This is a genomic window from Pseudomonas sp. Seg1 (assembly GCF_018326005.1).
Lineage (GTDB): Bacteria > Pseudomonadota > Gammaproteobacteria > Pseudomonadales > Pseudomonadaceae > Aquipseudomonas.
Window position 1 is genome coordinate 6,211,897 of the sequence record NZ_AP021903.1, and the last position, 18,605, is coordinate 6,230,501.

The following is an 18,605-nucleotide window of genomic DNA, read 5'->3' on the forward strand; positions in this document are numbered from 1 at the left end:
TGAGCGACAAAAAAAGGGAGCCTTCGGGCTCCCTTTTTCATGCCTGTGGAAAAGTTACTCCACGTTGACGGTGATCTTCTTCGAGACGATCGGTGGATCGAACGGCATATGGCCGCTGTCGCCCAACTCCAGTTGCAGAGTGTGTTTGCCCGGGGCCAATTTGACGTCGGCCTGGGTCTGGGCCTTGCCAAAGTGCATGTGGTTGGCATCGTTGGGAATCGGCGCACCGGCTGCCGGCAGCTTGTCGACGTCGATCAGCAAATGGTGGTGACCGGAGTTTTTGGTGACATCGCCAGCGGGTGCGAGGGAGACGTCCTTGACGCCGAACTTGACGGTAAAGGTTTGCGAAACAGTCGCCCCGTCCTCGGGAGAAACGATGAACACTTCAGCACCCTTTGGAGCCGGAGTCGCCGCACTGGCCAGCACCGAAACACCCATCAGCACACCGGCCATCGCCGCACGTGACATAAAGCTTTTCATTTTCTTCTCCAGTTTTTCCGTAAAATCCGCACGGTCATGACAACTTCATGACCATTCGTTGTCGAAGGCACTCGACAACCATAGCAAAGCGCGCCAGAAACACAGGCCGCGATAATGATTTCAAAGGAGTGACCATGCGTTTTCTGCCTGGCCTGATCTGCCTGCTACCCCTTTTGAGCCCATTGGCTCACGCCGAACTGATTGATGACGTCAACGACCGTGGCGAGTTGCGCATCGCCATTGAGGCTAATACACCGCCCTTCAATTTCAAGGATGGCGACACACTCACGGGGTTCGAGGTCGAGCTGGGGCAACTGCTGGCCAACGAGCTGGATGTACGCGCCGACTTCATCGTCACCGACGAAGGCGATCTGCTCCAGGGCGTTGAAAGCGGCAAGTACGACGTCGCGCTCAACCACATAGCACTGACACCTGAACTCAAGGATCGTTTCGACTTCAGCGAGCCATACGGCAAGGTTGAATCGCAGTTGCTGGCGAAAAACGATGAGCAACCACGGCCGATGGTGCTGGTGCAGGCGTTGACGGAAGAGAAGCCAAAAGCGGCGGCACCAGTGGAGTTGGCGATTCCGTTTCAGAAGGGCAATCCGGCGTTTCAGGCCAGCCTTGCGAGCGCAATACAGCGAATCAAAGCGGATGGGCGCCTGGCGGCGCTGACCGAGAAGTGGTTCAAAGCGCAGACCACTGAAAACCTGAAGTGAACAAAAAAACCTGTGGGAGCTGGCTTGCCAGCGATAGCGGTGGGTCAGTCAGCAATGATGGTGGCTGACCCAATGCCATCGCTGGCAAGCCAGCTCCCACAGTGTTTTGTGGTGAATGGCTAGTCGAGTTTTGTCAGGGCTGTTGCAGCCTGCGGCAGTTCAAGTTCGCTGAAAACCTGCACGCCATGGCGTTTGAGCAGTGCAGCTGTCACGCCTTCACCGCTGACTTTCACTCCACTGAACGTGCCGTCATACGTCAGCAGATTGCCGCACGACGGGCTATTGGCCTTGAGCACCGCCACCCGAATACCGTGCTTGCGCACCAACTCTAGTGCCTGCCGCGCACCATCAAGAAACTGTGCGCTGACATCCTCGCCCTCGGTAGTGATCACCGAAGCAACGCCATCGAGCACTTCACTACCCTGCCCGCCCGGAATCTCTGCCGCTGCTCGGGGTGTCGGCAAACCGCCCGCGACTTCCGGACACAACGGCACCACACGCCCTTCGGCAATCCACTGTTCGAGCAAATCAAACGGCCCGCTGGCCCCGCCGTCGTAGCGCACGCGGTGGCCCAACAGGCAGCGGCTGACCAGAATCTTCTGCATGATCAGAACGGCTCGTTGCCACGGCGGCGGAACCAACCGGTCAGCGACAAGCGCTCGCGATTCGCCGGCAGCACTTCATGAGGCACCTCGCCGGAGAGAAACACCACCAGACAACCGCCGGTGGGCTGCACATCGTGCACGCGGTCGCCGTGCAGATACATGCGCAACTGGCCACCATCCTCCGGCAGCCAGGCATCATTGAGGTAGACCACCACCGAAACCATGCGCTTGTCATCGTCGCGAAAACGGTCGACATGCCTGCGATAAAACGCACCCGGCGGGTACAGGGCGAAATGGCATTCAAAGTCTTCAAGACCGAGGAACAAGCCCCGGTTGAGTGCCTCGCGCAGACTGTCCATCAGGTTCAGATATCGGTCGCTGGCCTCGGCCTGCCCCGGGTCGATCCATTGGATATGGTCGCCGCGAATCCCCTCGCGAATCTCTGAAAACGGCCCACGGCCAACAGCCGCTGGCGCCAGTTCACCCTCGGCCTCACGTTTGCGGCACTCGGCCGCCAGCTCGCGGGTCAAACCCGCGGGCAGGAAAATGTTCTGCTGCGACCAGCCGTGTTCGGCCAGGTCGTCGACGATACGTAACAGCAGCGGGTGTTCAGAGGATATTTGCATGGCGCGCATAGTATGTCGGCGGCAAGAAATCCGACAGAGCCACGCGGCGGCTGGATACGAATTCTCGACAAGTACCGGCACCGCACGGAGAATAGTCCGCTGCTGACAGGAGTCCCTATGCGCCGTTTGCTTTTTTCACTGTTGATGTTCTGTGTTTTGCCCGCCTGGGCGGACGGCCACGATCAGCTGTACAAGGTCGCCGGCTGGCCAGATCAACGTGCGCATTTCAACGACGCCCTGAGTGCCGCGCAGCAGCGCTATCAAAACAGCCTGCCGCCCGCCGTGTTTCAAGCGCTGGTGAACAACAGCAATCAGCGTTTTGCGCCACAGGCCATGGACCAGCGCGCCGAAGCTCAATTGCGGCAGAAGCTCGCCGATCCGAAACCGGCGCTGTCTTTCTTTCAATCGCCGTTGGGCAAGAAAATCGTTGCCGCTGAATTACTGGCGACCCGCCGCGATCAGCTGGCAAAAAATGCCAAGGGCCTGCCGAAGATGCCGGCCAGCGACAGCCGCCTGCTGATCATCGGCCACCTCGCCCAGGCGCTGCCTGCCCGCGAGGCTGGCGCCGAAGTCAGTCTGGCGATTGCCGGCGTGGCCGCGGACAGTTTGAGTTCGATGATCCCGGGACTGCTCGGCGGCGGTCAGGCGCAGGGCATGTTGAATGGGCAACGTCAGCGCTTGATGGAGCAGATTGGCGCGGACATGAACAACACGCTGCTCTACGTGTATCGCGACCTGTCCGATGAAGAGCTGGAAGAGTTCGCGACGTTTGCCGAATCGACCGAGGGCAAGGCTTATTACCAGGCGGCGCTGGCGGCGATTCGGGCGGGGTTGGCGGTGGGACAGAATACGTCGAACCTTAGCCAGTGATCTCTATCGCCTGACAGGCCGTCATCGCTGGCAAGCCAGCTCCCACAGGGTCCTTGGCGCTCACACATTCTGAACTCACGGAGGATCCTTGTGGGAGCTGGCTTGCCAGCGATGAGGCCAGTGAATCCTCTAGAGATTCCTGCCCCTGATCCGCTTGCTCAGAAACTCGAAATACTCCTCGCGCATCTCCACCGTCTCATTGGCCAGATGATGCCGCGCCTCGGGCAGCAGCAAGATCTGCGGCCGATCAAACTTCCACTTCAACACCTGCAAATTGTGCTGCCAGTCGACCGTCATGTCCGCCTGCCCCTGAATGATCAGCGGCCGCCGCGGACTTTTTTTCGCATACTCGACCCGGTTGATCCAGCGCGACAAGGCTCCGACCCATGCCGTCGGCAAACGCTTGGGCTGCAACGGATCGGCGAGCAGAAACGGCAGGAAATCCGGATCGTTGGAGTTCTCGCTGAAACGTCGGGCGATGCCCCGCACAAACGGCCGCAGCAAGTAATAACTCAGCTGCGACCAGCCCCACGCCCGCGGCCGTACAAGCGGCGACAGCAAGATCAACTGACCCTGCGCCGGACTGCTCTCGCCATGATTGAGCACATGATCGACCACGATCGCGCCGCCGGTACTTTGCCCGCACAAATGCCAGGGCTGCGGTAGCGCAATCGAATTCGCTTCGGCGAACAAGGCTTGCAGCGCGTCCTGATATTCGGAGAAGTCGCGGATGCTCGCTCGCGGCCCGCTCGACAGACCGTGCCCCGGCAAGTCGCAGGCAATCACGGCGAAATCCTGATCCAGCGCCCACTCGATCACATGCCGATAGAGCCCGGTGTGATCGTAGAAACCGTGCAACAGAAACAGCGTGCCCTTGACCTTTTCCGGCCACCAGCAATGGCTGACCAGTTCGTAACCATCCACGGCAAACCGCCCCATGCCACGCCAGACATCACGTTCGGGGAAGTCGGTCTGGTAGAACCGTTGATATGCTTTCGACTCCTCGGACAACGCCTGCCACTCGGCCAGAGGCTTGAGGCTGGCGCGGATTTGATCGGGGTCGAAAGTGGCAGGCATGAGGCAATTCCAGAACGGTAAACAGACTTTATCGGCCTGCGATATTCATCTGTTGAGTCAGGCATGGCAAGCTAGCCGGCCTTCGAGGATCGAAAACCATGCGTTCGCCCTACCGCACCGCACTGTTTGCCAGCCTGCTCGCGCTTGTGTGTGCAGGCGTGCTGTGGGCCGCGTATGACTGGTTTCAGGGGCGCTACCTGCGGGCGTTCAGCGAACACACCGCGGTTTTTTCCGGCGATCCTTTGCGTCTTCCCGATAACCTCGCTGGCCCCGGCAATATCCGTCTCGTCCACTTCTGGGACCCGGCCTGCCCGTGCAACGTCGGCAATCAACAGCACCTGACCGAAATGGTCGAGCACTTCAGCGGCAAAGGCGTGGAGTTTTTTGCCGTGCAGAGAGCCGGCAGCCACGGCCAGTTGCCCGCCACGCTGAGCAGCCTGAAAACCATCACGGTGTTGCCCGGCTCCGAGCAGATTCCCGCCAGCCCGGCCGTGGCGATTTGGGACCGCAGCGGCAAACTGGCGTACTTCGGTCCCTACAGCGAAGGCCTCACCTGTAACTCCAGTAACAGTTTTATCGAACCGATCCTCAATGCGCTGACGGATGATCGCCCGGTGAATGCTACACACACCCTGGCGGTCGGCTGCTATTGCCCGTGGCCGGTGGAGGCGCAGTAAGGCATTCCGGACTTTTCAAGGACAGCGATGCACGGCACAGAAGGTCTGTGCTAATTGTTTGCAGCCCGACGGGCGGCAATCCCGCATGCACAAGGAGTCACCATGAAGCGCGTGTTCACCGTTCTTGCCTTGCTCATCGTTGTTCTGCTCGCCGGCGCCGGCTGGTATGTCTACAGCAAGCAGCCATCCCGCCAGGGCCAGGTTGAACTGCGCAACCTGCAGGGTTCGGTGACCGTACGCTATGACGAGCGCGGCGTGCCGCACATCCGTGCCGAGAATGAAACCGACCTGTACCGCGCCCTCGGCTATGTGCATGCCCAGGACCGGCTGTTCCAGATGGAAGCGATGCGCCGCCTCGCCCGTGGCGAACTGGCCGAAGTGCTCGGGCCAAAACTGCTCGACACTGACAAACTGTTCCGCAGCCTGCGCATTCGTGAACGCGCGGCCAGTTACGTCGCCAGTCTCGATAAGCAGTCGCCGGCGTGGAAGGGCCTGCAAGCCTATCTGGATGGCATCAACCAATATCAGGACACCCACGCGGCGCCTATCGAGTTCGACGTGCTGGGCATCCCCAAGCGGCCGTTCACGGCTGAAGACAGCATCAGTGTCGCCGGTTACATGGCCTACAGCTTTGCCGCGGCGTTTCGCACCGAGCCGTTGCTGACTTACGTGCGCGATCAACTGGGCGCCGACTACCTCAATGTCTTCGACCTCGACTGGCAGCCTAAAGGCGTGTTGGCGAAGGGTCGTGCAAACCCGACTCCGGCGCTTGCCGCCGGCGACTGGAAAGACCTCAACGCCCTCGCTCGCCTCAGCGAACAGGCAATGATCGACAACGGTCTGCCGCAGTTTGAAGGCAGCAATGCCTGGGTCATCGCGGGCAGTCGCAGCCAGAGCGGCAAACCGCTGCTGGCCGGCGATCCGCACATTCGTTTCTCGGTGCCGTCGGTGTGGTACGAGGCGCAATTGTCGGCGCCGGGTTTCGAACTCTATGGCCATCATCAGGCGCTAGTGCCGTTCGCGTTTTTGGGGCACAACCTCGATTTCGGCTGGAGCCTGACCATGTTCCAGAACGACGATCTGGACCTGATCGCCGAGAAGGTCAATCCGGATAATCCGAATCAGGTCTGGTATCGCGGCCAGTGGACCGACATGGTCGTCACCGAGCAGCAGATCAATGTGAAGGGCCAGACGCCAGTGACCATCACCCTGCGTCAGTCGCCGCACGGGCCGATCGTCAACGATGCGCTGGGTACGGCCGCCGGCAAGACGCCGATTGCGATGTGGTGGGCATTCCTCGAAACACCGAACCCGATCCTCGAAGGTTTCTACCAGCTCAACCGGGCCGACACGCTGGCCAAGGCCCGCGCTGCGGCGGCCAAGGTGCAGGCGCCGGGGCTGAATCTGGTTTACGCCAACGCCAAGGGTGATATCGGCTGGTGGGCCTCGGCGTTGCTGCCAAAACGCCCGGTCGGGGTGAAGCCGGGTTTCATTCTCGACGGCAGCAGCAATCAGGCCGACAAGGAAGGTTACTACCCGTTCAGCGCCAACCCGCAGGAAGAGAACCCGGCGCGCGGTTACATCGTCTCGGCCAACTTTCAGCCGGTTTCGCCGACCGGCATGGAGATTCCCGGTTACTACAACCTCGCCGACCGGGGCCAACAGCTCAATCGCCAGCTCAGCGACAAGAATGTGAAGTGGAGCAACGAGGCCAATCAGAAGCTGCAACTGGGTACCACCACCGCTTACGGCCCGCGTCTGCTGGCGCCGTTGCTGCCAGTGCTGCGTGAGGTCGTCAGCGACCCGGCGCAACTGAAACTGGTCGAGCAACTGGCGCAATGGCCAGGCGACTACCCGCTGGATTCGGTCAGTGCGACGCTGTTCAACCAGTTCCTCTACGACCTCGCCGATGCGGCGATGCGGGATGAGTTGGGCAATGACTTTTTCGACACGCTGTTGTCGACACGGGTGATCGATTCGGCACTGCCACGGCTGGCGGCGAACGCCGATTCACCGTGGTGGGACAACCGCGCCACCCCAGCCAAAGAGACCCGCGCCGATGTCGTGCGCACAGCGTGGCAGGCGAGCATCAAGCATCTGAAACTGACCCTTGGCGACGATGTTGCCGGATGGCAATGGGGCGCGGCGCACACACTGACTCACGGGCATCCGTTGGGGCAGCAGAAGCCGCTGGACCGGATTTTCAACGTCGGGCCGTTCGCGGCGCCGGGCAGTCATGAAGTGCCGAACAACCTTTCGGCGAAGATCGGCCCGGCGCCATGGCCGGTGACTTACGGGCCTTCGACGCGGCGTCTGGTGGACTTCGCCGACCCGGCGCACAGCTTGACGATCAACCCGGTCGGACAGAGTGGTGTGCCGTTCGACAGTCACTATGACGATCAGGCTGAGGCGTATGTCGACGGGATGTACGTGCAGGCACATTTCAGCGAGGAAGAGGTGACGGCGAATACGCGCAGCACGTTGAAGCTGTTGCCGGCGCGGGCTGCGCAATAGAGTTGTATTGACTGGACTGGCCTCATCGCTGGCAAGCCAGCTCCCACAGAGTTTCGTGTCGTTCACAAATCATGAGAACACCAGAGAACCTGTGGGAGCTGGCTTGCCAGCGATGGGCCCTCAAGAACACCAAAGGCCTTCAAAGCATCACCGCAAAATTCAGCCGAAACTGCTGCGGCGTCACGCCCAACCTGCGATTGAACACACTGCGCATATGCTGCGCATCGCGAAACCCGCACTGATACGCCACAGTCTTCAACGGCGCCGCGGTGCTTTCCAGCATCACCCGCGCCGCGTCCACCCGTGCCCGCTCGACGAACTCTGCCGGCGTGACCTTGGCTTCACGGGCAAACACCCGGGAGAAATTGCGCGCACTCATGTTCGCCGCATTGGCCAGATCGGCGATGGTCAGATCCCCAGTGAGATTGGCCAGCACATACAACTGCACCATCGCCACCGCCGAGGTCGACTCTGCGTGCGGCGTCAGGAACGGACTGAACTGCGACTGCCCGCCGGAACGCTGGGTGAACACCACCAGCCGCTTGGCCACGCTCAATGCCACTTCGGCGCCGTGATCACGCGCCAGCAGATACAGCGACAGATCAATCCCCGCCGTCACCCCGGCCGAGGTGTAGAGCGCACCATCCTCGACGTACAAGCGATCAGCTTCGACCTGCGTGGACGGGCACAACTGCGCCAAGGCCTCGGCATCGTTCCAATGCGTGGTGACCGTGCGCCCCTCAAGCAGCCCCGCGCGCGCCAGCATGAAGGCGCCGTTGCAGATCGAGCCGAAACGCTGCGCCCGGGCGCAGGCATCGCGCAGCCAGGTGTCGAAGGACTTGCCGAAATCGATGAAGGGCAACTGCGGCCCGCCGGCGACCAGCAACAGGTCAAAGGCGTCCGCCACTTCGCCGAAATGACGATGGGCGTTCAGCACCAGGCCGTTGGAGCAGGCCATCGATCCGTGTTCGACACCGATCACCTCCAGCCGGTAGTGATCCTCGGGCGCGAGAAAACGATTGGCCTCGGCGAACACATCCATGGGCCCGGTGACGTCCAGTGATTGCACGCCGGGGAATACCACGATGGCGATGGTTTTGGTCATCTCTCTCGCAAACTCCTCTGAACCTGTGGCGAGGGGATTTATCCCCGATCGGCTGCGCAGCAGTCGTAAATCCTGTAATCGCGTTTTAACTGATAAGCCTAATCAGCAGGTACCGGGGCTGCTGCGCAACCCATCGGGGATAAATCCCCTCACCACAATGCTCTCCTATCGGTCAGTTGGCATGATTTGCAGGTCGATTGGCAAGGATCGCAGCCATGCGTCGATTGTCCGCTTTCAGCCTCGGGAACAGACTTTCTCCATCAGCGCCGACCCGGCGTTTTCGACGAGGAAACCTCCCATGACCACCACCATCGCCGGCATCAAGATCCCCGACAGCGCCCTCGCCCGCGCTACCACCGAATACATTCGCGACATCGAATCCGACCTGCTCTATCACCACTCGCGCCGGGTGTTTCTGTTCGGTGCGCTGAGCGGCGAACGTCAGCAACTGGCCTACGATCCGGAGCTGCTGTACGTCGGCGCGATGTTCCATGACCTCGGTCTGGTCGAAGGTCATCGCAGTGACGACGAGCGTTTCGAAGTCGACGGTGCCAACGCTGCAGCGGCATTCCTGAAACCGTATGGCTTGAGCGATGACGACATCGAACAGGTCTGGTTGGCGATTGCCCTGCACACCACGCCGGGCGTACCGAAGCATCTGCGCCCGACCGTGGCGCTGGTGACCGCCGGTGTCGAGATGGACGTGCTGGGCATGGATTACGCCGCGTTCAGCAACGTGCAGCGCGAAGCGGTGGTGCATGCGCATCCACGCGGGGAAGGTTTCAAGGAGTGCATCATCTGCGCATTTGCCGATGGCTTGCGCCATCGTCCGCAGACCACATTCGGCAATGTGAAGACCGATGTGCTGGTGGATCAGGAACCAGGGTTCAAGCCGATGAACTTCGTCGAGGTCATCCGCAAATCCCCTTGGATTTCCTGACCACCATAGAACCTGTGGGAGCGGGCTTGCCCGCGATGACGTCAGCACATTCAACATCAATGTTGAATGTCAGACCGCTATCGCGGGCAAGCCCGCTCCCACAGGTATTTGGGTTGATCACAGTTTTATGATCAACCCAACTGGCTTACGCCGCTTCCGGCGCCGGTGCGCGACGCACGTCCGGTTGCTTCCACGAATCGGCAGCGCTTTCTTCGATGGCTTGCTGAATAGCTTTCTTGCGTGCTTCTTCAGCGCGGCGGCTGAAGAACCAGACCATGAAGGTCACAATCGACACCGCCAGCAGAATCAGGCTCGCCACCGCGTTGATCTCAGGCTTCACGCCCAGACGCACCGCCGAGAACACTTCCATCGGCAGGGTCGTCGAACCCGGACCGGAGACAAAGCTCGCCAGCACCAGGTCGTCCAGCGACAGCGCGAACGACATCATCCCGCCCGCCGCCAGCGATGGCGCAATCATCGGGATGGTGATCAGGAAGAACACCTTCCACGGCCGCGCCCCCAGATCCATCGCCGCTTCTTCGATCGACAGGTCCAGCTCACGCAGACGCGCCGACACCACCACCGCCACGTACGCCGCACAGAACGTCGTGTGGGCGATCCAGATGGTGACGATGCCACGTTCCTGCGGCCAGCCGATCATCTGCGCCATGGCCACGAACAGCAGCAACAGCGACAGACCGGTGATCACTTCCGGCATTACCAATGGCGCCGTCACCAGACCGCCGAACAGCGTGCGGCCCTTGAAGTGGGTGATGCGCGTCAGCACGAACGCCGCCAGGGTACCCAGCGCCACCGCAGCGACGGCGGTGTAGCAGGCGATTTCCAGCGAGCGCACCACCGAGCCCATCAGTTGGGTGTTGTCGAGCAGGCCGACGTACCACTTGATCGACCAGCCACCCCACACTGTCACCAGTTTCGAGGCGTTGAACGAGTAGATCACCAGGATCAGCATCGGCAGATAAATAAACAACAAACCCAGGACCAGCATCAGGCTGGAGAAACGGATGCGCTTCATTCTTTACCCTCCATTTCCTTGGCCTGACTGCGGTTGAACAGAATGATCGGCACAATCAGGATCGCCAGCATCACCACTGCCAAGGCAGACGCCACCGGCCAGTCTCGGTTGTTGAAGAACTCTTGCCAGAGCACTTTACCGATCATCAGGGTTTCCGGACCGCCGAGCAGTTCCGGGATCACGAACTCGCCCACCACCGGAATGAACACCAGCATGCAGCCGGCAATGATCCCGTTCTTGGACAGCGGAATAGTGATTTTCCAGAAGCTGTTGAAGGTGCTCGAACCGAGGTCCGACGCCGCCTCCAGCAGACTGTTGTCGTGCTTCACCAGGTTGGCGTAGAGCGGCAGGATCATGAACGGCAGGTACGAATAGACCACGCCGATGTACACCGCGAGGTTGGTGTTGAGGATCTGCAGCGGCTCGTCGATGAAACCCATGCTCATCAGAAAACCGTTGAGCAGACCGTTGTTGCTGAGGATGCCCATCCACGCATACACGCGGATCAGGATCGCGGTCCAGGTCGGCATCATGATCAGCAGCACCAGCACCGTTTGCAGCTCTTTACGGGCACTGGCGATGGCATAGGCCATCGGGTAGCCGATCAGCAGACAGAGCACGGTGCTGATCAGCGCCATCTTCAGCGAGCCGAGGTAGGCGGCGATGTACAACTCGTCGTCGCCGAGCATTGCGTAGTTGCCGAGGTTCAGCAGCAGTTGCAGTTTCTGCTCGGCGAAAGTGTAGATCTCGGTGTACGGCGGGATGGCCACGTCGGCTTCAGCGAAGCTGATCTTCAGAACGATGAAGAACGGCAGCATGAAGAACAGGAACAGCCAGATGAAGGGAACCCCGATGACCAGTTGGCGGCCATTGGGAATTATTCGGTTGAGCCGTCGTTTGAACTTGCGCATGTTCATGAGCGAAGTACCACGCCGCTGTCGTCTTCCCACCACACGTAAACCTGATCGCCCCAGGTTGGACGTGCGCCACGGCGTTCGGCGTTGGCGACGAACGACTGCACCAGTTTGCCGCTCGGCAATTCGACGTAGAACACCGAGTGCCCGCCGAGGTAAGCGATGTCATGCACCTTGCCGCTCGACCAGTTGTATTCGCAGGTCGGCTGATCGGCGGTGACCAGCAGTTTCTCCGGACGGATCGCGTAGGTCACGGACTTGTCCTGCACCGAGGTGCTGATGCCGTGGCCGACGTAGATCTGCCGGTCGAGGTCCTTGCAGGTGATGGTCGCGTGGCCTTCGGCGTCGTCGATCACTTCGCCTTCGAAGATGTTCACGTTGCCGATGAATTCGCAGACCAGACGGCTGGTCGGGGTTTCGTAGATGTCGATCGGGCTGCCGATCTGGGCGATCCAGCCCAGGTGCATGATCGCGATGCGCTCGGCCATGGTCATGGCCTCTTCCTGGTCGTGCGTCACCATCACGCAGGTCACACCCACGCGCTCGATGATTTCGACCAGCTCAAGCTGCATCTGCGAACGCAGTTTCTTGTCCAGCGCGCCCATCGGTTCGTCGAGCAGCAGCAGCTTCGGCCGCTTGGCCAGCGAACGCGCCAGCGCCACCCGCTGACGCTGACCGCCAGACAGTTGATGCGGTTTGCGCTTGGCGTACTGGCTCATCTGCACCAGCTTGAGCATCTCGGCCACGCGGGCGTCGATCTCGGCCTTGGGGATCTTGTCCTGTTGCAGGCCGAACGCGATGTTCTGCGCTACGGTCATGTGCGGGAACAAGGCGTACGACTGGAACATCATGTTGATCGGACGTTCGTACGGCGGCATGTCGGTGATGTCGACGCCATCGAGAAAAATGCGCCCCTCCGTGGGCCGTTCGAACCCTGCCAGCATCCGCAGCAGAGTGGATTTGCCCGATCCCGAACCGCCGAGCAGGGCGAAGATCTCGCCTTTCTTGATTTCCAGGGACACATCGTCCACGGCAATCGTCTCGTCGAACTTCTTCGTGACCCGGTCGATTTTGACCAACACCTGCTTAGGTGTCTGGTCGCCCTCGAGGGCTTTCTTATAGGCGCCGGAGGCAACTGCCATTTACGAAACTCCCAGAAAAAAACAGTGCAGTTCGCCCACGCAGGCGAACCCTGGATAGTGTGTGCCTTACATACCCGACTTGACCTTGGTCCAGCTGCGGGTCATCAGACGTTGAATGTTCGGTGGCAACTCGATCGACACGTAAGCCTTGTCGATCACAGCCTGCGGTGGATAAACCGATGCATCGGTACGGATGGATTGTTCCATCAGCTTGTCCGACCCGGGGTTGGGGTTGGCGTAACCGACGTAATCACTGACCTGGGCAATCACCTCAGGTTTCAGCAGATAGTTGATGAAGGCATGGGCCTCTTTCACGTTGGACGAATCCTTGGGGATTGCCAGCATGTCGAACCACAGGGCGCCGCCCTCTTTCGGGACGGTGTACGCGATGTTCACGCCTTTCTTGGCTTCTGCCGCGCGATTCTTCGCCTGGAAGATATCGCCGGAAAAACCGATCGCCACACAGATGTCGCCGTTGGCCAGATCGCCGATGTATTTCGAGGAGTGGAAGTAGGTCACGTAAGGACGCACCGCGAGCAATTTGTCGGTGGCCTTTGCGTAGTCCTTGGGATTGGTGCTGTTGGCATTCAGGCCCAGATAGTTGAGCACGGTCGGCATCATTTCATCAGCCGAGTCGAGGAACGCCACGCCGCAGCTTTGCAGCTTCTTGATGTTCTCCGGCTCGAACAGCACGCCCCACGAATCGATCTTGTCGACACCGAGCACGGCCTTCACTTTGTCGACGTTGTAGCCGATGCCGTTGGTGCCCCACAGGTACGGCACGGCGTACAGGTTGCCCGGATCGTTCTGCTCCAGACGCTTGAGCAGCGCCGGGTCGAGATTGGAATAGTTCGGCAGCTGCGACTTGTCGAGCTTCTGGAACGCGCCCGCCTTGATCTGCTTGCCGAGGAAGTGGTTCGACGGCACAACCACGTCGTAACCGGTACGCCCGGCCAGCAGCTTGCCTTCCAGGGTTTCGTTGGAATCGAAGACGTCGTAGACCGGTTTGATTCCGGTGTCTTTCTGGAAGTCCGCCAGGGTCGTCTCGCCGATGTAGTCCGACCAGTTATAAATATGCACCGTACCGGCGGCCTGGGCTCCGACAGCGATCGTCAGGCCGGCAGTGGCCAGCAGGGCATTGCGCAAAGAAGAAAAAATAGGCAAGTGGAGGTCCTCTAAATTAGTTGGGCCCAAGTTGCCCCGCGCTGCATGACAGCCATGGCTGCCCGGCAACAAAACCGGCGCGCAACTTACCCTCGAAAAACCGTTCCAGCAAAACTTTCTGTCATTTAATTATCCCGCTGGCCGCCTTCGCGGTGACGACGGCCAGCGGTTGCTGCTTCAAACCGGCTTATTTACCGGATTTGATTTTGGTCCAGCTGCGAGTGATCAGACGCAGGGTCGCTGCATCCTGATCGCTGATCGCATAGAGCTGCTTCTTCACTTCAGCCGAAGGGTAAATGCTCGGATCGCTGGTGATGTCTTTGTCCACCAATGGCGTGGCCGCCTTGTTGCCGTTCGGGAAACGCACGGCGTTGGTGATCTCGGCCATCACTTCCGGCTGCAGCAGGTAGTTCATGAATTTGTAGGCGGCCTCGACGTTTTCGGCATCCTTGGGAATGGCGACCATGTCGTAGAAAGTGCCAGCACCCTCTTTGGGAATGGTGTAGGCCAGTTTGACCTTGTCACCGGCTTCCTTGGCGCGGGTCTTGGATTGCTCCAGGTCACCCGAATAACCGACGGCCACGCAGATGTTGCCGTTGGCCAGGTCGGAGATGTATTTCGAGGAGTGGAAGTACGCAACCGAAGGACGCACCTTGAGGAACAGGTCTTCGGCGGCTTTAAGATCAGCCTTGTCCTTGCTGTTGGTCGGCTTGCCCAGATAGTGCAGGGCCGCTGGAATCATTTCGGTCGGGGCGTCGAGGAAGCTCACGCCGCAGCTTTTGAGTTTCTCGATGTTCTCTGGCTTGAACACGATGTCCCACGAATCGATCTTGTCGATGCCCAGCGCAGCCTTGACCTTGGCCGGGTTGTAGCCGATGCCGATGGAGCCCCACATATAAGGGAAAGCGTGCTTGTTGCTCGGGTCGCTGGCATCGCCAACGGCCTTGAGCAGGTCTTCATCAAGGTTCTTCCAGTTCGGCAGCTTGGACTTGTCCAGCTCCTGATAAACGCCGGCCTTGATCTGCTTGGCGAGGAAGTTGTTGGAAGGCACCACCACGTCATAACCGGATTTACCGGCCAGCAGTTTGGCTTCCAGGGTTTCGTTGCTGTCGAACACGTCGTAGACGACTTTGATGCCCGACTCTTTCTCGAATTTGGCAACGGTGTCTGGCGCGATGTAGTCGGACCAGTTGTAGACGTGCAATACCTTGTCGTCCGCCTGAACCGCACCCGCCATCATGCCCGCGACGGACAGGGCGAGAAGTGTCTTGCCAGCAAGCTTTTTGCCTAATGCCTTCATGCGTTAATGCTCCAAATTTTTCTTTTTTGAACCACTTTGTTCAGCGGCCGAACCCGGACAACTGGAACCGCGGCTAGTCTGGCAAGATCCGAGGCGGTCTTTCAAGAAAAGACCGGCCTTTCTGACAGCTTTGCGCGAGAGCGCCGCAGCTCCCCCGCCCAAAGCCTAGCACTTAGCCCTGCAACGCACTGAGGGTCAGGTCCAGACACTTGCGTGCCTTTGTAACCAGCTCATCGATCTCCGCTTTGCTGATCACCAGCGGCGGCGCGATGATCATCGTGTCGCCCACGGCGCGCATGATCAGCCCGTTGTCGAAGCAGAACTGGCGGCAGATCATGCCGACGCCCTTGCCTTCGTAACGCTTGCGAGTGGCCTTGTCCTGCACCAGCTCGATCGCCCCCAGCAGACCAACCCCGCGCACTTCCCCCACCAACGGGTGATCGTTCAGCTCGCGCAGACGTTTCTGCAAATACGGTGCCGTTTCGTTGTGGGCGTTCTCGATAATTTTCTCGTCGCGCAGAATCCGGATGTTTTCCAGACCCACCGCTGCCGCCACCGGGTGACCGGAGTAGGTGAAGCCGTGGTTGAAGTCGCCGCCTTCGTTGAGCACCTTCACCACTTCGTCGCGCACGATCAGGCCACCCATCGGGATGTAGCCGGAGGTCAGGCCCTTGGCGATGGTCATCATGTCCGGTTTGAGATCGTAGAAATCGCTGCCGAACCACTCACCGGTACGGCCGAAACCGCAGATCACTTCGTCAGCGACGAAGAGGATGTCGTACTTGGCGAGAATTTCCTTGATGCGCGGCCAGTAGGTGTCTGGCGGAATGATCACGCCGCCGGCGCCCTGTATCGGCTCGGCAATAAAGGCACCGACGTTGTCGACGCCGACTTCGAGAATTTTCTCTTCCAGCTGATTGGCCGCCCAGATGCCGAACTCTTCCGGCGACATGTCGCCGCCTTCGGCGAACCAGTACGGCTGGGCGATGTGGACGATGCCCGGAATCGGCAAGTCGCCCTGCTCGTGCATATAGGTCATGCCGCCGAGGCTCGCGCCGGCTACGGTCGAACCGTGATAACCGTTTTTGCGGCTGATGATGACTTTCTTGTTCGGCTGACCCTTGATCGCCCAGTAGTGGCGAACCATGCGCAGCATGGTGTCGTTGCCTTCGGAGCCGGAACCGGTGAAGAACACGTGGTTCATGCCTTCAGGTGCGACGTCGGCGATAGCCTTGGCCAGTTCCAGAGCTGGCGGGTGGGCGGTCTGGAAAAACAGGTTGTAGTAAGGCAGTTCGCGCATCTGTTTCGCGGCGGCGTCGGCCAGTTCATCGCGACCGTAACCGATGGCCACGCACCACAGCCCGGCCATGCCGTCGAGGATCTTGTTGCCTTCGCTGTCCCACAGGTAAACGCCCTTGGCGTTGGTGATGATCCGCGGGCCTTTCTCTTTCAGCTGCTTGAAGTCGCTGAACGGGGCCAAGTGGTGATCGCTGCTCAGCGCTTGCCACTCACGGGTTTGCGGGTTGTTGCTGGTCATGCCAATTCTCCTTGTTATCGGTGAAGGCGCGGCGCCTGAGCACCGCACCCGGCGTATCAGACGGCGAAGAGCAGGTACTCACGCTCCCACGAACTGATCACGCGCTTGAAGTTTTCATGCTCGGCCCGCTTGACCGCGACGTAGCCCGTGATGAAAGTTTTGCCCAGGTATTTCTCGATGGTCGCGCTGTTTTCCATACGCTCCAGCGCATCTTCGATGGTCAGCGGCAGGCGCAGATTGCGCCGCTCGTAACCACGACCGACCACTGGCGCGCTCGGGTTGAGGCCTTCGACCATGCCGATGTAGCCGCAGAGCAGGCTCGCGGCAATCGCCAGGTATGGGTTGGCGTCGGCGCCCGGCAGGCGGTTTTCCACGCGGCGGTTCTGCGGGCCGGCATCCGGTACGCGCAGACCCACGGTGCGGTTTTCTTCGCCCCACTCCACGTTCACCGGCGCCGAGGTGTCCGGCAGGAAGCGGCGGAACGAGTTGACGTTCGGCGCGAACAGCGGCAGCAATTCCGGGATCAGTTTCTGCAGGCCACCGATGTGGTGCAGGAACAGCTGGCTCATGGTCCCGTCTTCATTGGAGAACACGTTCTTGCCGGTCTCGATGTCGATGATGCTCTGGTGCAAGTGCATTGCGCTGCCCGGCTCGCCGGTCATCGGCTTGGCCATGAAAGTGGCGGCCACGTCGTGCTTGAGCGCGGCTTCACGCATGGTGCGTTTGAACACCAGAATCTGGTCGGCCAGCGACAGTGCGTCGCCGTGACGGAAGTTGATTTCCATCTGCGCCGTGCCGTCTTCGTGGATCAGTGTGTCGAGGTCCAGTTCCTGCAGTTCGCACCAGTCGTAAACGTCTTCGAACAGCGGATCGAATTCGTTCGCCGCTTCAATGGAGAACGACTGACGACCGATTTCCGGGCGACCCGAGCGGCCAATCGGCGGCTGCAACGGATAGTCAGGATCGTCACTGCGCTTGGTCAGGTAGAACTCCATCTCCGGCGCCACGATCGGCTGCCAGCCCTTGTCGGCGTAGAGTTTGAGGACCTTCTTGAGGACGTTGCGCGGCGACAGCTCGATCGGGTTGCCTTGCTTGTCGTAAGTGTCGTGGATCACCTGAGCGGTTGGCTCAATGGCCCACGGCACCATGTACACGGCGTTCTGGTCGGGACGGCAGATCATGTCGATGTCGGCCGGGTCGAGCAGTTCGTAATAGATGTCGTCTTCGACGTAGTCGCCGGTCACGGTCTGCAACAGCACGCTTTCTGGCAGGCGCATGCCTTTTTCGGCGATGAACTTGTTGGTCGGCGAGATCTTGCCCCGGGTGATACCGGTCAAGTCGGCGATCATGCATTCGACTTCTGTGATCTTGTGGTCTTTCAACCAATCGGTGAGCTGGTCGAGGTTGTTACTCATAAATGCCTCTGGGCTGAGTCTCCTGACGTGGTGTCAGGCAAAGTTTGACGCCGGAGCGTCGCGTTAAAGGGGGCTTGCTCGCGCAGTGCCGGCTTACGCCTGGCACCGCGCATAGACAATGAAAGAGGAGCTTACCTGCCCTTTACGCTGGCGTTGCATTTCCTGTGCACATTCAAGGCGTGCAGAATCATGAGCACGGATCGAGGAGCTGCACAGGCTTTGGGACTCAAAGAGATCTATATTGGAAGGAGACGCCATAAACAGGATGCTTTCCCATACGTCCAGAATATCGGACGCTGACGCTCGAACGGCCATGGACGGGAACATCGTCGGCAAGCGGCGAGCCTTGCTGGCTGCGCTATCGACGGCTTTGTCGCCACTGATGTGATGAGCATGCAGACCGGACTGTTGCGAGCAGTCGGTGATGCCGATTAACGGCAGGCGAGACATGAAGCACCCCGGTATTATTGCTGTTATGGGTTTG

At 59.9% G+C, this 18,605-nt stretch carries 18 protein-coding genes; 5 read left to right on the forward strand and 13 right to left on the reverse strand.

Annotation, left to right across the window (positions count from 1 at the left end; all coding sequences use genetic code 11):
• Window positions 1-54: 54 nt before the first annotated feature.
• Window positions 55-480 carry a DUF4399 domain-containing protein gene (locus KI231_RS27975; RefSeq protein ID WP_103304365.1) on the reverse strand — a complete coding sequence of 142 codons (426 nt, stop codon included), beginning with the start codon at window positions 478-480 and terminating at the stop codon, window positions 55-57.
• Window positions 481-614: 134 nt separating this feature from the next.
• On the opposite strand from KI231_RS27975, the gene KI231_RS27980 reads away from it, so the two are divergent.
• The gene (locus KI231_RS27980) at window positions 615-1,199 is read left to right on the forward strand and encodes a transporter substrate-binding domain-containing protein (protein ID WP_213026883.1); all 585 of its coding nucleotides are present in this window, start codon (window positions 615-617) and stop codon (window positions 1,197-1,199) included.
• A 119-nt stretch (window positions 1,200-1,318) separates the two neighbouring features.
• Here KI231_RS27980 and KI231_RS27985 read toward each other — a convergent pair whose 3' ends face one another.
• Together KI231_RS27985 and KI231_RS27990 are read right to left on the reverse strand one after the other, a co-directional pair.
• The gene (locus KI231_RS27985) at window positions 1,319-1,804 is read right to left on the reverse strand and encodes a 2-thiouracil desulfurase family protein (RefSeq protein WP_213026884.1); all 486 of its coding nucleotides are present in this window, start codon (window positions 1,802-1,804) and stop codon (window positions 1,319-1,321) included.
• A 2-nt stretch (window positions 1,805-1,806) separates the two neighbouring features.
• Window positions 1,807-2,439, reverse strand: coding sequence for a 2OG-Fe(II) oxygenase (locus KI231_RS27990; protein ID WP_213026885.1), 633 nt, complete (start codon window positions 2,437-2,439; stop codon window positions 1,807-1,809).
• A 108-nt stretch (window positions 2,440-2,547) separates the two neighbouring features.
• Between KI231_RS27990 and KI231_RS27995 the strand changes: the two genes are divergently transcribed.
• Window positions 2,548-3,300, forward strand: a complete 753-nt coding sequence (locus KI231_RS27995) for a DUF2059 domain-containing protein (protein ID WP_103304369.1) — start codon at window positions 2,548-2,550, stop codon at window positions 3,298-3,300.
• 129 nt (window positions 3,301-3,429) lie between these two features.
• Here the strand turns inward: KI231_RS27995 and bipL are convergent, their stop codons facing one another.
• Entirely contained in the window at window positions 3,430-4,377 is a 948-nt protein-coding gene (gene bipL / locus KI231_RS28000) for a phospholipase BipL (RefSeq protein WP_213026886.1), read from the reverse strand.
• Window positions 4,378-4,475: 98 nt separating this feature from the next.
• Between bipL and KI231_RS28005 the strand changes: the two genes are divergently transcribed.
• Window positions 4,476-5,054, forward strand: coding sequence for a DUF6436 domain-containing protein (locus tag KI231_RS28005; RefSeq protein WP_103304371.1), 579 nt, complete (start codon window positions 4,476-4,478; stop codon window positions 5,052-5,054).
• 102 nt (window positions 5,055-5,156) lie between these two features.
• On the forward strand, window positions 5,157-7,568 hold the full coding sequence (locus KI231_RS28010; protein WP_213026887.1) for a penicillin acylase family protein: 2,412 nt from the start codon (window positions 5,157-5,159) through the stop codon (window positions 7,566-7,568).
• 139 nt (window positions 7,569-7,707) lie between these two features.
• On the opposite strand, the gene KI231_RS28015 is transcribed toward KI231_RS28010, so the two are convergent.
• Window positions 7,708-8,673 (reverse strand): GlxA family transcriptional regulator, encoded by a 966-nt coding sequence (locus KI231_RS28015; RefSeq protein WP_103304373.1) that lies wholly within the window; start codon window positions 8,671-8,673, stop codon window positions 7,708-7,710.
• A gap of 298 nt (window positions 8,674-8,971) precedes the next feature.
• Here KI231_RS28015 and KI231_RS28020 point away from each other — a divergent pair, with 298 nt between their 5' ends.
• On the forward strand, window positions 8,972-9,613 hold the full coding sequence (locus tag KI231_RS28020) for an HD domain-containing protein (RefSeq protein WP_103304374.1): 642 nt from the start codon (window positions 8,972-8,974) through the stop codon (window positions 9,611-9,613).
• Between the two features lie 145 nt (window positions 9,614-9,758).
• On the opposite strand, the gene KI231_RS28025 is transcribed toward KI231_RS28020, so the two are convergent.
• The 8 genes from KI231_RS28025 to KI231_RS28060 form a co-directional block, all read right to left on the reverse strand.
• A complete protein-coding gene (locus tag KI231_RS28025; RefSeq protein ID WP_103307430.1) occupies window positions 9,759-10,649 on the reverse strand; it encodes an ABC transporter permease subunit in 891 nt (296 codons plus the stop codon).
• Window positions 10,646-11,527, reverse strand: a complete 882-nt coding sequence (locus KI231_RS28030) for an ABC transporter permease subunit (RefSeq protein WP_249412168.1) — start codon at window positions 11,525-11,527, stop codon at window positions 10,646-10,648. The genes KI231_RS28025 and KI231_RS28030 overlap by 4 nt, the downstream gene beginning before the upstream one ends.
• Before the next feature lie 35 nt (window positions 11,528-11,562).
• The gene (locus tag KI231_RS28035; RefSeq protein WP_103302476.1) at window positions 11,563-12,705 is read right to left on the reverse strand and encodes an ABC transporter ATP-binding protein; all 1,143 of its coding nucleotides are present in this window, start codon (window positions 12,703-12,705) and stop codon (window positions 11,563-11,565) included.
• Window positions 12,706-12,771: 66 nt separating this feature from the next.
• Complete coding sequence (locus KI231_RS28040; RefSeq protein ID WP_103302477.1) at window positions 12,772-13,869, reverse strand: polyamine ABC transporter substrate-binding protein; 1,098 nt, start codon at window positions 13,867-13,869, stop codon at window positions 12,772-12,774.
• 187 nt (window positions 13,870-14,056) lie between these two features.
• The gene (locus KI231_RS28045; RefSeq protein ID WP_103302478.1) at window positions 14,057-15,169 is read right to left on the reverse strand and encodes a polyamine ABC transporter substrate-binding protein; all 1,113 of its coding nucleotides are present in this window, start codon (window positions 15,167-15,169) and stop codon (window positions 14,057-14,059) included.
• 172 nt (window positions 15,170-15,341) lie between these two features.
• Window positions 15,342-16,706, reverse strand: coding sequence for an aspartate aminotransferase family protein (locus KI231_RS28050; RefSeq protein ID WP_213026889.1), 1,365 nt, complete (start codon window positions 16,704-16,706; stop codon window positions 15,342-15,344).
• A gap of 56 nt (window positions 16,707-16,762) precedes the next feature.
• Window positions 16,763-18,121 (reverse strand): glutamine synthetase family protein, encoded by a 1,359-nt coding sequence (locus KI231_RS28055; RefSeq protein ID WP_007913846.1) that lies wholly within the window; start codon window positions 18,119-18,121, stop codon window positions 16,763-16,765.
• 93 nt (window positions 18,122-18,214) lie between these two features.
• Window positions 18,215-18,571, reverse strand: a complete 357-nt coding sequence (locus tag KI231_RS28060) for a glutamine amidotransferase (protein WP_213026890.1) — start codon at window positions 18,569-18,571, stop codon at window positions 18,215-18,217.
• Between the last annotated feature and the right edge of the window lie 34 nt (window positions 18,572-18,605).

What these genes read in the sequence shown, in the direction of transcription:
- KI231_RS28050 (WP_213026889.1), bottom strand. Translation starts at nt 16,706, where the DNA reads ATGACCAGCAACAACCCGCAAACCCGTGAGTGGCAAGCGCTGAGCAGC.
- KI231_RS28015 (WP_103304373.1), bottom strand. Translation starts at nt 8,673, where the DNA reads ATGACCAAAACCATCGCCATCGTGGTATTCCCCGGCGTGCAATCACTG.
- KI231_RS27990 (WP_213026885.1), bottom strand. Translation starts at nt 2,439, where the DNA reads ATGCGCGCCATGCAAATATCCTCTGAACACCCGCTGCTGTTACGTATC.
- bipL (WP_213026886.1), bottom strand. Translation starts at nt 4,377, where the DNA reads ATGCCTGCCACTTTCGACCCCGATCAAATCCGCGCCAGCCTCAAGCCT.
- KI231_RS28045 (WP_103302478.1), bottom strand. Translation starts at nt 15,169, where the DNA reads ATGAAGGCATTAGGCAAAAAGCTTGCTGGCAAGACACTTCTCGCCCTG.
- KI231_RS28055 (WP_007913846.1), bottom strand. Translation starts at nt 18,121, where the DNA reads ATGAGTAACAACCTCGACCAGCTCACCGATTGGTTGAAAGACCACAAG.
- KI231_RS27985 (WP_213026884.1), bottom strand. Translation starts at nt 1,804, where the DNA reads ATGCAGAAGATTCTGGTCAGCCGCTGCCTGTTGGGCCACCGCGTGCGC.
- KI231_RS28005 (WP_103304371.1), top strand. Translation starts at nt 4,476, where the DNA reads ATGCGTTCGCCCTACCGCACCGCACTGTTTGCCAGCCTGCTCGCGCTT.
- KI231_RS28025 (WP_103307430.1), bottom strand. Translation starts at nt 10,649, where the DNA reads ATGAAGCGCATCCGTTTCTCCAGCCTGATGCTGGTCCTGGGTTTGTTG.
- KI231_RS28010 (WP_213026887.1), top strand. Translation starts at nt 5,157, where the DNA reads ATGAAGCGCGTGTTCACCGTTCTTGCCTTGCTCATCGTTGTTCTGCTC.
- KI231_RS28035 (WP_103302476.1), bottom strand. Translation starts at nt 12,705, where the DNA reads ATGGCAGTTGCCTCCGGCGCCTATAAGAAAGCCCTCGAGGGCGACCAG.
- KI231_RS27975 (WP_103304365.1), bottom strand. Translation starts at nt 480, where the DNA reads ATGAAAAGCTTTATGTCACGTGCGGCGATGGCCGGTGTGCTGATGGGT.
- KI231_RS28060 (WP_213026890.1), bottom strand. Translation starts at nt 18,571, where the DNA reads ATGTCTCGCCTGCCGTTAATCGGCATCACCGACTGCTCGCAACAGTCC.
- KI231_RS27980 (WP_213026883.1), top strand. Translation starts at nt 615, where the DNA reads ATGCGTTTTCTGCCTGGCCTGATCTGCCTGCTACCCCTTTTGAGCCCA.
- KI231_RS27995 (WP_103304369.1), top strand. Translation starts at nt 2,548, where the DNA reads ATGCGCCGTTTGCTTTTTTCACTGTTGATGTTCTGTGTTTTGCCCGCC.
- KI231_RS28020 (WP_103304374.1), top strand. Translation starts at nt 8,972, where the DNA reads ATGACCACCACCATCGCCGGCATCAAGATCCCCGACAGCGCCCTCGCC.